The organism is Pediococcus damnosus (genome assembly GCF_001437255.1).
GTDB classification, from domain to species: domain Bacteria; phylum Bacillota; class Bacilli; order Lactobacillales; family Lactobacillaceae; genus Pediococcus; species Pediococcus damnosus.
Genome location: NZ_JQBD01000004.1, coordinates 45,535 through 59,344 on the forward strand (window position 1 = coordinate 45,535; position 13,810 = coordinate 59,344).

Consider the following 13,810-nt stretch of genomic DNA (forward strand, 5'->3'; position numbering starts at 1 on the left):
TAAATTATGAAACATTATGATGGCCCGGCTTTTTACCGTAAAGATGAAAAGTCTCTGAAACAAACTAAAAAGCAGGTTCACAGATTACGTCAAAAGCCGTTAATTACAAAGCAACGTTCAGAAAATGTACCGTTTCTGCAACCCAAAGTTAAAAAGGAAGCAGTTGAACCTCCAGTGTTCAGTACATCCATGTCTGATATATCTGAACAAGTTCAAACTCAAGCGATTAGTTCTTCTTCATTTGCAACTGTAACAGTAAGTAAAAGCGCAGAAACTACTAAGAGTTCGCCAGTAACGGTTAATTCTTCAGCAGGCACTGCAAATTCAGTGAGTGCGAAACAAGAAAATGTACAATTAAGTAAAAGTACTTCTTTGTTAACAGGATCAACTGAACAGGGAGAAAATGTTGAACAAATTAGTAATGCGCAGCCTAAAATTGAAAAGACAGCAGATCCTGGTTTTTCTAGTGAAGCTCATTTCAAGGCGCGTCAAACTATGCACAGACCATCAGTTATGGCTAGTAGTTCAGTTACAACAGTAAGCAATGCAATTGAGACAGAGAATGCCCATGACGAGTCGGAGGGATATCAATTTCCACCAATGAGTTTGTTAAAACCACCAGTTAAACTGGATGCGGATTCGCAATCTGAATGGTTGCAAAATCAAGTGCAAAGTTTAGATGAAGCCTTAAGTGCTTTTGGTGTTAATGCCAAAGTGTCAAACTGGACGGTTGGCCCAACAGTTACGCAATTTCAAGTTGAGCTAGGGCGAGGCGTTAAAGTAAATAAAATCACAAATTTGGCAGATGATTTGAAATTACAGTTGGCAGCTAAGGATATTCGAATTGAAGCCCCAATTCCAGGGAAAAGTTCTGTTGGAATTGAAGTGCCTAATTTTAAATCCCGCCCGGTCATGTTGTCTGAGGTTTTAAACTCACCAGTTTTTGCGCAAAGTAAGTCACCTTTAACAATTGCTTTGGGGGTGGATCTATTTGGAAAACCGCGAGTTTATGATTTGAGGAAAATGCCACATGGGTTGATTGCTGGGGCCACGGGTTCTGGTAAGAGCGTTTTTATTAACAGCTTGCTAATTTCAATTCTCTACAAAGCAACACCACGTCAAGTTCGTTTACTTTTGATTGATCCCAAAACGGTTGAATTAGCACCATATAACGATCTTCCCCATTTGTTGGCACCCGTTATTTCTGATCCTAAATCGGCCTCTGCGGCTTTAAAATGGGTAACTAATGAAATGGACGAGCGTTATGAAAAATTAGCCGCTGCAGGAGTGCGTAATATCGAGCAATATAATACAAAGGCCGAAACAACTGGTCATGCGGCTGATTATCTGCCTTACATAGTTGTGATTATTGACGAGCTGGCAGACTTAATGATGGTGGCAGCTTCAGAGGTTCAGGATTATATTGTCCGAATTACACAGAAAGCCCGAGCTGCTGGTATTCATCTAATTATTGCCACGCAACGACCAAGTGTGGACGTGGTTACGGGTCTGATTAAGAATAATATTCCTACGCGAGTTGCGTTTATGGTTTCTAGTCAAATCGATTCACGCACAATATTGGATCATAGCGGAGCAGAACGGTTACTAGGACGAGGTGATATGCTATTCCTTGGCAATGGTGATAGTACCCCAATCCGATTGCAGGGGTCCTATGTAGATGGTGAAATTGATCAAATTACGGATTTTATTCGTGCAGAATCAAAGCCACACTATGAATTCGATCCAGAATCTTTAAAAAAACAAGTACAAGAAACGGATGAGCAAGATGAATTAATGCCAGATGTTTTAGAGTATTTGGCGGATGAAGATACGATTTCTACTTCTAAGTTGCAGCGGGTTTTTTCGATTGGCTATAATCATGCAGCTACGATTATCGACCAATTGGAAGCTCAAGGTGATATTTCAGAAGCAAAAGGATCCAAACCACGTGAAGTGTATTTTACTCAAGCAGATTTGAAAAAGATTCATGATAGTTAAATGTGATTTGAGGTATACCTGAATTTTTAATGTGGTAAACTATTAACAAAACTGATAAAGAGGAAGAGAAAATGGATAACACGACGACTTATTATTTTATAGGTATAAAGGGTTCCGGAATGAGTTCATTAGCATTGATTTTGCATGATGAAGGATATCACGTGAAGGGATCAGATATTACCAAATATACGTTTACGCAACGAGGATTGGAAAAGGCCGGGATTGAAGTTTTGCCCTTCGATGAAGCCAACATTACAGAAGGGTTAACGGTTATTTCTGGGAATGCGTTTACGGATGATCATCCTGAGATAAAAAAAGCGCGGGCAATGGGTTTACCTGTCACACGTTACCATGAATTTCTAGGCAAAATGTTACCTGGTTATACAAGTATCGGAGTGGCAGGTTCACATGGCAAAACGAGTACAACTGGGCTTCTTTCTCACGTTTTGAGTGGTGTTGCGCCAACTAGTTATTTAATTGGTGATGGGACTGGAAAAGGGACACCTAATGCCCGTTTCTTCGTGTTTGAAGCTGATGAATACCGTCGTCATTTTATGGCTTATCATCCAGAGTACATGATTATGACTAACATTGACTTTGATCATCCCGATTATTTCACTGGAATAGAAGATGTTTATCAGGCCTTTCAAGATGCTTCTCAACAAGTTAAAAAGGGAATTTTTGCTTGGGGTGATGATAAGAATTTGCGGCGTTTGCATGCAGATGTGCCTATTTACTATTATGGAACAGGTAAAAATGATGATTTTCAGGCTCGTGATATTAAACGAACAACTGAAGGATCAGAATATGATGTTTATCATGGAGATGAATATCTGGGCCATTTTCATATTCACTTATTTGGTGAACATAATGTATTAAATAGTTTAGCAGTAATTGCGGTTGCTTATTTTGAAAAAGTTAATTTGGAAGAAATTAAAGATGAATTGTTAAACTTTAAAGGGGTTAAACGCCGCTTTTCAGAAAAGAAAGTTGCTGACATGACGATCATCGATGATTATGCGCATCATCCTTCTGAAATTAAAGCAACTTTGGATGCTGCTCGTCAGAAATATCCAGAAAAGGAAATCATTGCTGTTTTTCAGCCACATACATTCAGTCGAACCATTGCCCTTTTGGATGACTTTGCCAAAAGCTTGAATTTAGCAGATAAGGTTTATTTAACTGATATCTTTAGTTCTGCACGTGAAAAGAGTGGAAAAATTTCGTCTGCTGACTTGGCTGCGAAGATTAATAAGGGTGGTGAGATTCTTCAAGCAGATAATATGTCGCCACTGTTGGATTATCATGATGCCGTGGTTGTCTTTATGGGTGCCGGGGATGTTCAACGATATGAGAAATCTTATGAGGAATTACTCAGCAATTTAAGCTTTAAAAATAACTAATGAAATGATTTAAAAGAAGGCTTTCTGAGCACCTAGTAGAGGAAACTAGAAACCTGCAAAATGTTTTGACTAGTTCTGACCTTTTTCACTTGATTCAACTTTTTAATCTGATAAAATGTATACAAATTAAAAGAAAGAGGGAATTGGGTATGCAAGAACCGCGAAACATAGTTAATACTGAGGTAGGCCTCAGTAGTTTTATGACAAGAATGTACGGATTTATGGGATACGCCGTGGCTTTGTCTGCCATTGTTGCCTATCTCGGTGGTGTGACGTTTAGGGCTCAAATTATGCCAGTTCTTAGCGGTCATCCGTTTATATTCTTATTTATTTTAATTGGATTAATGATCTTTAGTTCAGCCGCAACTGGTAAGGCAATGCAAAGTGCGGGGATGAGTTTTACAGTTTTAAGCTTATTCTCCTTGTTTTTCGGGTTAGAATTTTCGTTTATCTTTTTAACGTTTAACTTGCCTACAATTACTGCTGCATTTGTTTCAGCATCGATTACGTTTATATCGATGTCCGCAATTGGGGCCATGACGCATAAAGACATGAGCAAAATAGGTAATCAGCTTTTTGCTGCGTTAATTGCGTTGTTGGTAGTTATGGTCATTAATATTTTTTTGAGAAGTCCTGTGATTAACTACTTGTTCTCTTTTGTTGGAGTTATCATTTTTGCAGGATTATCGATGACAGATACGAACAAAATGAAGAGTTTATATCTGCAATACGGAGATCAAGTTTCGCTAACAGGATTGGCAATTCAAGGATCTTTAACCTTGTATTTGGATTTCTTGAACTTATTCCAGTTCTTGTTAGAAATCTTTGGTGGTTTCAATGGAAATCGAGACTAACTATAATTTGCCCTAAAAACGACTAATTAACTCGAAAGAGAAGATTAGCCGTTTTTATTTTAAATAACTTTCCAGAAAAAATTGAGAGATCATTAGTATAATAAGGTGGTCCGATTTGTTAGAATAGAAGTATGACTACTAAGGAGAAAATATGGCCTCAAAAAAATTACTTTTAATCGATGGAAATAGTGTCGCGTTTAGAGCCTTCTTTGCGCTTCACAATGTGCTGAGCAAATTTACAAATCAAGATGGATTACACACTAATGCAATTTATGGATTCAATAAAATGCTCGATCATATTTTAGAAATTGTGGAACCGACAGATGCTTTAGTTGCTTTTGATGCCGGGAAAACAACTTTCAGAACTGAAATGTATGACAATTATAAGGGTGGACGTTCTAAAACACCTCCCGAACTTTCAGAACAAATGCCCTATTTACGTGAACTCTTAAAGGCATATGGAATTAAATCTTATGAATTAGCTAATTATGAAGCCGATGATATTATCGGAACCCTTTCTCGAGAAGCGGAAGAGGCTGGGTTTGAAACCACAATTGTAACTGGAGATCGTGATTTAACCCAGCTTTCTAGTGAAAAGACGACGGTTTCTGTCACGGTTAAAGGAGTTAGTGAAGTTGAACACTATACACCCGAGCATGTGCAAGAAAAGTTAGGATTAAAACCGGCTCAAATTATTGATATGAAAGGGTTAGCGGGAGATACTTCTGATAATTATCCTGGAGTTACAAAAATTGGTGAAAAGACAGCAATCAAATTATTGCAAAAGTATGATTCGGTCGAGGGTGTCTATGAACATGTAGACGAAATGAAAACCTCAAAAATGAAAGAACATTTGATTGCAGATCGCGATAATGCTTTTTTAAGTAAGAAACTAGCTACAATAAATCGGGATGCACCGATTAAAATTTCTTTGGCGGATCTTGAATATACAGGAAAAAATTCTGCAACGTTAGTAGATTTCTATGAACGGATGAATTTTCAATCTTTTTTAAAACAAATTCGATCAACTGAGGGCTTTGAAACAACCCAGACTCTTAAAGAGATTGCCTATACAGAGCTAACTACTGATAATTTGAGTGAAGTGACCCAATTAAAAGGAGAAATGGCCTTTTATTTGGAGATGCCTGAAAAAAATTATCATGTATCAGATTTCGTTGGTTTTGGAATTGGTAGTGATGATAAATGGTATGTTTCAAGAAATGTAGATTTACTAACTAGTGAGACGTTTAAAAGGATTTTCACAGATACGCAAAATAAGGTAAATGTGTTTGATCTTAAGCGAACGTATGTGGGATTGAACCGACTAGGAGTATCTTTTACAAATGGTGAAAATGATATACTTTTAGAATCCTATTTATTGGATACGAATGATAATTCTAATGATCTTGGTGCTTTAGCTCATCGCCATGGATATCAGGATATCCAAACGGATGAAGAGGTTTACGGAACTGGTGTAAAACGACATATTCCAGACGATGATACTGTGTTTTTAACTCATTTAGCATCCAAACTTCGGGCCATTCAACAATTGGTACCGCAACTAAAAACAGAGCTTGAACAAAATAAGCAGATTCAATTGTATACGGACATTGAGTTACCAATTGCCCTGGTCCTTTCAAAAATGGAAATTGCTGGAGTTCGAGTGGATACGGATCGGTTGGAACAAATGGAAAGTGAGTTCACAGAACGACTTACTGAAATTGAACAAACCATCTATAACGAAGCCGGTGAGGAATTTAACATTAAATCTACCAAACAGCTTGGTTCGATTCTTTTTGAAAAATTGGGTCTTCCTAGTTCTAAAAAGACCAAGACTGGCTATTCCACAGCAGTTAGTGTTTTGGAGGGGTTAAGAGGTCAGGCTCCAATTATTGATAACATCTTAATTTATCGGCAAATCTCTAAAATTCAATCGACTTATGTGAAAGGGCTTCTAAAAGTTGTCCATTCTTCGGATCAAAAGGTACACACGACTTATTTGCAAACTTTGACGCAAACTGGTCGTTTGTCATCGATTGATCCTAATCTTCAAAATATTCCGATTCGGTTAGAGGAAGGACGAAAGATTCGCCAAGCATTTATTCCAAGTGCAGATAATGCACAGATTTTTTCATCTGATTATTCTCAAATTGAATTACGAGTTTTGGCGCACATTACAGGTGATAAAAATCTCCAAGCAGCCTTTAAAAATGATGAGGATATTCACGCTAGTACAGCTGTAAGAATCTTTGGGCTAAAGGATGCTTCAGAAGTTACACCGAATATTCGGCGGCAAGCAAAAGCAGTTAACTTCGGGATTGTTTATGGAATTAGTGATTACGGTTTATCACAGAATATCGGCATTTCACGAAAACAGGCGAAAACTTTTATTGATACCTATTTCCAGGAATATCCAGGTGTTAAAACTTTTATGGATCAAATTGTAGAAACGGCCAGAAAACAAGGGTATGTAGAAACAATTGCTCGTCGTCGGCGCTATTTACCGGATATTAATTCAAGCAATCATAATCAGCGTTCTTTTGCTGAAAGAACGGCCATGAATACACCAATTCAGGGCAGTGCAGCAGATATCATTAAAATTGCAATGATTCGCATGCAAAATGAGTTGGAAAAGCGCCAACTTAAGACAAAAATGTTATTACAGGTTCATGATGAATTGATTTTTGAAGTTCCAGATGATGAATTATCTCTAATTAAGAAATTAGTTCCAAGTATCATGGATTCTGCAGTGAAATTGGATGTGCCTTTGAAGGTTGAAAGTGCGTTTGGTAAAAGTTGGTATGATGCCAAATAACAAATGAATAAGAAGGAATTATTATGCCTGAATTGCCAGAAGTTGAAACAGTAAAACGTGGATTAGAAGCATTAGTTGTGGGGAAAAAAATCAAAAAGATTGATGTATATTATCCTAAGATGGTTTTGCCAAACGAAAGTGAGTTTATCAAAGCATTGACCGGGAAAACAATTCTTGGGATTGACCGCCGCGGAAAATATCTTCTTTTTCATTTTAATGATCAGCAATCCATGGTATCCCATTTACGTATGGAAGGTAAGTATTCTGTTCATTCGCATGAAGTGCCCTTGAATAAGCACGATCATGTGGTTTTCGAGTTTACAGATGGAACCGAATTACGTTACAACGATACAAGAAAGTTTGGGCGCATGGTTTTGATACCAACGGGCGAAGAATATACTGTTGCAGGACTTAAAACGATTGGCCCAGAACCAACCCCAGAAACTCTAAGTGTTGATTATCTGGTAGAAACAATGAAAAAGCATCATAAATCAATAAAATCTTTTCTTTTAGATCAGAATATGATTGCTGGGCTAGGAAATATTTATTGTGATGAAGTACTTTGGTTAGCTAAAATTCATCCATTGCAACCAACGAATACAGTGCCGCTTGGTAAAATTGTGACATTAAGGCAAAAAATATTTGATGAACTTACGTTGGCCATCAAGGCAAAGGGTACAACTGTTTTCTCTTACTTAGATGCGAGCGGGCATGCAGGCAGTTTCCAAAATCAGCTACATGTTTATCAACGAACGGGAAAGCCCTGTGAGCGTTGTGGTACACCGATTGAGCGAATTAAGGTAGCTCAAAGAGGAACCCATTTTTGCCCATTTTGTCAAAAGCTGATCAAGGATGATGAATAATGACAGTGATTTTAGGGCTAACTGGTAGTATTGCTACTGGAAAGTCGACGGTTAGTGCTTATTTAAAAGAACTGGGATATCCAATTGTTGATGCTGATCAGGTTGCGCGCGATGTTGTGCAGCCTGAAACTGCGGTTGCCAATCAATTACGAACGACTTTTGGAGACGTGATTTTTGACAATTTAACACTTAATCGCAAACGTCTGGGAAAAATTGTGTTCGCTGATGCTACACAATTGGAGAAGCTGAATGCAATCATCCAACCAGCCATCAGAGTGGCAATTATCCAGTCATTAAAAAAAGAACAGACCGCAAACCTGGTTGTTTTAGATGCACCACTTCTTTTAGAACAAGGATATCAACAACTTGTTGATAAAATTATGGTTGTGAAAAGTGATCCTACAAGCCAACTTGATCGATTGATGCGACGGGATGGTTTTTCGAAGCAAGAAGCACAAAAACGAATTGCAACACAATGGTCACAAGAAAAGAAGTTGGGGTTCGCTGATATCGTGATCGATAATAGCGGGTCTATTGAAGAAACACGCCAGCAAGTGTTAAAATGGCTTGACAATAGTAAGTTACGTTAGCAAGTGGAGGTAGAATGCCCATGAGATGTCCACACTGTCATCACAATGGTTCTCGAGTGGTAGATAGCCGTCCAACAGATGATGGACGTGTGATCCGGCGCAGAAGAGAATGTGAAGCATGCGGTTTTAGATTTACAACGTTTGAACGAATTGAAGCGTCACCTTTACTGGTGATTAAGAAAAATGGTACACGGGAAGAGTTTAACCGAGATAAACTTCTTCGCGGGCTTATTCGATCTGCTGAAAAACGACCTGTCGGCATGGATGAAATGACTAAAATTGTGGATAAAGTCGAAAACAAAGTACGATCTTTAGGTGAAAATGAAGTTTCCAGTCAAATTATTGGTGAATATGTCATGAATTTGTTGGCTAAAGTTGATGAAGTTGCCTATATTCGGTTTGCTAGTGTTTATCGTCAGTTTAAGGATATGAATGTATTTATGTCGGAATTGAAAGACATGATGGCAAAGGAAAAAGCTATCAAAAAGGATGCTAAAGATACCACAGATAAGGACGTTAAAGATAAAAACAAAAGTACTAAAGGTACCACAAACAAAGATGTTAAAGGTAAAATTAAAGATACTAAAGGTACTCCAGATAAAGATGATGGTGGCGAGTCATAATGAATGAGGGATGGGCTAATTTAAGTCCCAAAGATGGTTTTCTAGTTACTCAAAAAAATTATTTGAGCGATTTTGACCAAAAAGTACTTACTTTTTTGTATCAACCAATTATTTGTGCAAGGGCTTTTAGTTTATTTTTGACCTTATGGACGGAGCTAAGTCCAACACAAATTCGTTCAGAAAGAAAATCACATTTAGAATTACTTGATCTTCTTAATTGTGATTTACCTAATTTTTATCTGAGTCGACAAAAGTTAGAGGGCATTGGTTTACTTAAATCCTATGAAGGGCAAGACAATCTTGGCCGTTATTTTGTGTACCAATTAATTAGACCAGTTTCACCAAATGTCTTCTTTAAAGATGACTTATTAAGTAGTTTACTCCTTGAAGCAATTGGTGAAAATCGCTTTAAAGAACTTGCAAAGCAGTTTAAGTTACCCCAAATTGATACAAAAAATTTAAAGGATGTTTCCACAGATTTTTTAACGGCTTTTCATATTTCGGATAGCACAATTAAAGAACCTGATTCTTTAATTCGAGAGACGCAAGCTGAATTTAAGCAAGCTAGCTCACAAGAAGATGCTCAGCCCATTAGTTTAAGTACGGATCATTTTGATTTTAAATTATTAAAAGATTTGCTTAGTCATAGTTTTACTGATTGGAATTCGGTTGATCAGGCGCAAAGACTGATCTTAAGCGAACACCTTTTGTACGGGATTGATGAAGTTGAAATGAGTCGCCAGATTGGACAAGCTACCGATTTGGTTACGAATCAGTTAAAACCTAAGAAGTTGCAACAACAAATTTCTAAAAGCTTTACAAGTCAAACTGCTCATAAGGAAAGTTATGCAACTAGTCCTGCCAGCACAGAGCCTAAATCTGTACCAGAAAAAAAGACTTCTGAAGAAAAACTAACTGAGGAAGACAAACAATTAATTAAGGCTGCCAAAGCCTATGCACCTGCAACCTATTTAGAAAATTTAAAAATGGCTATTCATGGCGGATACGTTACTTATGGAGAAAGACAGATTCTTAAAGATTTAATCGATCGAAATCTTTTTCCTGTAAGTGTGATAAATATTTTGATTTCGTATATTGTAATTGATCAAGGAGCTACCACGTTGCCTAGTAAATTAGTAGATACCATGGTCAATAGCTGGAGCAGGGCACACGTAGCCACACCGGAAGATGCTATTTTACAAATCAAGAAATTTGCTAATGAAAAAACAACCGCACGGAAAGCTAAAACAACTTCACGAAAAGTGGTTGAAAAAGAAACTTTACCAGATTGGGCCAAAAGTGATGCACCAGCAGTCAAACCAACAACGGTCAAAAAAAGTGATCAAGAACTTTTGAACCGCCGCTTAAAAGAGTTACGTAAACAAAATAAGGAGGAAGACTAGCCATGGAAAATATACGTGAGGTTTTAAAAGGGCTCATGAGTAAACATCAATTAGACACTAAATTTCAAGACTTAATGACTCCAGTTTACGAAGATGCGGATGTTCTTAGCTTCTGTGAAGCACACAAAAATGAATTGTCAGCTGATGGTGTGGCGCGATCTGCATCAAAGCTCTATGAGTATGTCCAAGAGCGTGATAAATATAAGCGAAACGAACCAACTTTAATGCCAGGTTATCAACCAATTTTAATCGTGAACAATCATATGATTGAAGTGTCTTACCGTCCCAGTAAAAAGCTTTTGGCAAGCGAAAAACAACAAGCCTTTAATATGCGGGTAAAAGCTGTAAATATGCCTAAAATGATTAAAAAGGCGCGTTTTGATGACTTCTTTCCGGACCAAGACCGACAGTCAGCGCTGACTGCAGCATTGAATTTTACCCAAGCTTATGAATCAGAGCCGCATCAATTTCATAAGGGTCTTTATTTAACGGGTAGCTTTGGGGTAGGGAAAACTTATCTTTTAGGCGCTATTGCCAATGAATTAGCTGCTCAGGGGTTTGAGTCTACGTTAGTACATTTTCCAAGTTTTGCGGTTGAAATGAAAAATGCGATCGGCGAAAATAATTTGGCAGAAAAATTAACGCTAGTTAAAAAGGCACCAATTCTGATGTTAGATGACGTAGGTGCAGATTCAATGTCTAGTTGGGTCAGGGATGAAGTGCTTGGGGTTATTCTAGAGTATCGGATGCAAAACGAATTACCAACATTTTTCAGTTCTAATTTTTCCATGGCACAATTAGAAACAGAACATTTACAAATTAATCAGCGGGGAGAATCAGAGCCATTGAAGGCAAAACGCTTAATGGAACGCATTAAGTTTCTAGCAACTGAGGTGACAATGGTGGGAGTCAACCGGCGTCAAAATTAAATCTATAGCTTGAAAAGTAAAAATTTGATGAGAGGTTATTGACTTTTTTTGAGAATGTGGTTTAATTAATCTTGAAATCAAAGAAAAGACAAGATTGTTAATTGTTTCATTTCAGGGAATGGTAGCTATAGCTGGAAGCTACCTAATGGACGTTAGTGATTACCACTTTTCTGAGCCTGATGGAAATATCAGGACGGATTGTTCCCGTTATCGAACCCATGAGATGCAGAGTAATCTGTAATTTTGGGTGGAACCGCGTGAATAACGTCCCGAATACATTAATTGTATTCGGGATTTTTTTATCCAAAAAAATTAGAAAGAAGCGAAGAAACATGGCAGATATTGAAGTTACATTAGCTGATGGCGCAAAACGATCTGTGGAAAATGGATCAAGTGTTTTAGAAGTTGCAAAGGCAATTAGTACGAGTTTGGCAAAAAAGGCCGTTGCTGGAAAAGTAAACGATAAGATTGTTTCTTTGAACCAAATTTTGGATGAAGATGTCAAATTAGAAATCGTCACAAAGGATTCTGAAGAAGGACTGCAAGTTGTTTGGAATACTGGTGCAATTGTTTTAGAAGCAGCCGTTCAATCAATTTATCCTGACATTCATTTTGGAACAAAGGGCAATGTGGAACATGGATTTTATTGTGACACCGACAATGGTGCTGAACAAATAAGTGTAGACAGTTTGCCAGCTATTGAAGACAAAATGTCTGAATTGATTAAGGCACAAATACCGCTTAAACAGGAATTGATTTCTGAAAATGATGCCCTTAAAATTGTTGATGGCGATCCTTATCAGGCAAAATTAGTTCATGCAAATGCCAAAGATGGCAAAATTAGTGCTTATAATATTGCGGACATGACAATTTTAAGCAATGCTGCGGTGTTAGAGAATACAAAAGATGTTAAGGTCTTTAAATTATTATCAGTTGCTGGTGCTTATTGGGAAGGCAAATCAAGTAACCCCATGTTACAACGGATTTATGGAACTGCCTTTTTCAAACAAAAGGAACTGGATGCTGAGTTATCCCGTCAACGAGAAGCACATGATCGTGATCACCGTGTAATTGGAAATAATCTAGATCTCTTCTTCGTGGATCCTAAAGTGGGAGCCGGACTTCCTTACTGGATGCCAAAGGGTGCCACAATTCGACGCACAATTGAACGTTATATTATTGATAAAGAAGTTGCCAATGGATATCAACATGTGTATACACCAGTTTTAATGAACTTAGATGCTTATAAAACTTCTGGTCACTGGGAGCATTATCGTGAAGATATGTTTCCACCAATGGACATGGGCGATGGTGAGATGTTGGAATTGCGTCCGATGAATTGTCCTTCACATATTCAAATTTACAAACATCATATTCGTTCATATCGTGAATTACCAATTCGAATTGCTGAATTAGGAATGATGCATCGTTATGAGAAGTCAGGTGCACTTTCTGGATTACAACGAGTTCGTGAAATGACTTTAAATGATGGGCATACTTTCGTAGCTCCAGATCAAATTCAAGATGAATTTAAGAAGATTCTTAAATTGATGGTGGATGTTTATGATGATTTTGATATTACAGATTACACGTTCCGTTTGAGTTATCGTGATCCTAAGAATACAAAGAAGTATTTTGATGATGATGCAATGTGGAATAAATCACAAGCAATGTTGAAAGCTGCTATGGATGACCTTGGTCTTAAGTATGTAGAGGCTGAAGGAGAAGCTGCTTTCTATGGTCCAAAGCTGGATGTTCAGACAAAGACAGCCCTTGGTAATGAAGAAACACTTTCTACTATCCAATTAGATTTCATGTTACCAGAAAGATTTGATTTGCACTATGTTGGGGCCGATGGTGAAGAGCATCGTCCAGTGATGATCCACCGTGGCTTAGTATCAACAATGGAACGTTTCACAGCTTATCTAACAGAAATCTACAAAGGTGCTTTCCCAACTTGGTTGGCTCCAAAACAAGTTACAATTATTCCGGTTAATCAGAAACTTCATGGCGATTATGCAGAAAAACTCCGTCAGAAGATGGCTGACAAGAAGATTCGGGTTAATGTAGATAAGCGTAATGAGAAAATGGGCTACAAGATTCGTGAAGCACAGACACAAAAGATACCTTATGTATTAGTTGTGGGTGACCAAGAGTTAGCAAATGGTTCTGTTAGCGTTCGTAAGTATGGTCAAAAAGAATCTGAAAGCGAAAATAACAATATGTTTATTGATAGTTTAATTGCAGAAATTCAGAATTATAGTCGAACGGGAGATTCTTCAAAGAATGATGAGTTACTCAAGTGTTAGTGTAAGGTTTTCCTAGATGGTCA

The 13,810-nt window shown here is 37.7% G+C and carries 10 protein-coding genes; all 10 read left to right on the forward strand.

Going from position 1 to position 13,810, the window contains the following annotated elements; translation table 11 throughout:
• Nucleotides 1-6 precede the first annotated feature (6 nt).
• A complete protein-coding gene (locus tag IV84_RS01060) occupies nucleotides 7-1,998 on the forward strand; it encodes a DNA translocase FtsK (protein ID WP_056985987.1) in 1,992 nt (663 codons plus the stop codon).
• A 71-nt stretch (nucleotides 1,999-2,069) separates the two neighbouring features.
• Nucleotides 2,070-3,401: a UDP-N-acetylmuramate--L-alanine ligase gene (gene murC, locus IV84_RS01065; RefSeq protein WP_056985988.1), complete on the forward strand. Its 1,332-nt coding sequence runs from the start codon at nucleotides 2,070-2,072 to the stop codon at nucleotides 3,399-3,401.
• A gap of 149 nt (nucleotides 3,402-3,550) precedes the next feature.
• On the forward strand, nucleotides 3,551-4,255 hold the full coding sequence (locus IV84_RS01070; RefSeq protein ID WP_056985989.1) for a Bax inhibitor-1/YccA family protein: 705 nt from the start codon (nucleotides 3,551-3,553) through the stop codon (nucleotides 4,253-4,255).
• A 151-nt stretch (nucleotides 4,256-4,406) separates the two neighbouring features.
• Nucleotides 4,407-7,070, forward strand: coding sequence for a DNA polymerase I (gene polA / locus IV84_RS01075; RefSeq protein ID WP_056985990.1), 2,664 nt, complete (start codon nucleotides 4,407-4,409; stop codon nucleotides 7,068-7,070).
• Between the two features lie 23 nt (nucleotides 7,071-7,093).
• On the forward strand, nucleotides 7,094-7,933 hold the full coding sequence (mutM, locus tag IV84_RS01080) for a bifunctional DNA-formamidopyrimidine glycosylase/DNA-(apurinic or apyrimidinic site) lyase (RefSeq protein ID WP_056985991.1): 840 nt from the start codon (nucleotides 7,094-7,096) through the stop codon (nucleotides 7,931-7,933).
• The gene (gene coaE / locus IV84_RS01085; RefSeq protein WP_046871228.1) at nucleotides 7,933-8,523 is read left to right on the forward strand and encodes a dephospho-CoA kinase; all 591 of its coding nucleotides are present in this window, start codon (nucleotides 7,933-7,935) and stop codon (nucleotides 8,521-8,523) included. The genes mutM and coaE overlap by 1 nt, the downstream gene beginning before the upstream one ends.
• A gap of 20 nt (nucleotides 8,524-8,543) precedes the next feature.
• Nucleotides 8,544-9,146, forward strand: coding sequence for a transcriptional regulator NrdR (gene nrdR / locus IV84_RS01090; RefSeq protein ID WP_081036061.1), 603 nt, complete (start codon nucleotides 8,544-8,546; stop codon nucleotides 9,144-9,146).
• Nucleotides 9,146-10,549, forward strand: coding sequence for a replication initiation and membrane attachment family protein (locus IV84_RS01095; protein WP_046871230.1), 1,404 nt, complete (start codon nucleotides 9,146-9,148; stop codon nucleotides 10,547-10,549). Before nrdR ends, IV84_RS01095 begins: the two co-directional genes overlap by 1 nt.
• Nucleotides 10,550-10,551: 2 nt before the next feature.
• Nucleotides 10,552-11,478 carry a primosomal protein DnaI gene (gene dnaI / locus IV84_RS01100; RefSeq protein ID WP_046871231.1) on the forward strand — a complete coding sequence of 309 codons (927 nt, stop codon included), beginning with the start codon at nucleotides 10,552-10,554 and terminating at the stop codon, nucleotides 11,476-11,478.
• A 332-nt stretch (nucleotides 11,479-11,810) separates the two neighbouring features.
• Entirely contained in the window at nucleotides 11,811-13,787 is a 1,977-nt protein-coding gene (gene thrS / locus IV84_RS01105; RefSeq protein WP_056985992.1) for a threonine--tRNA ligase, read from the forward strand.
• The last annotated feature ends 23 nt before the right edge of the window (nucleotides 13,788-13,810 follow it).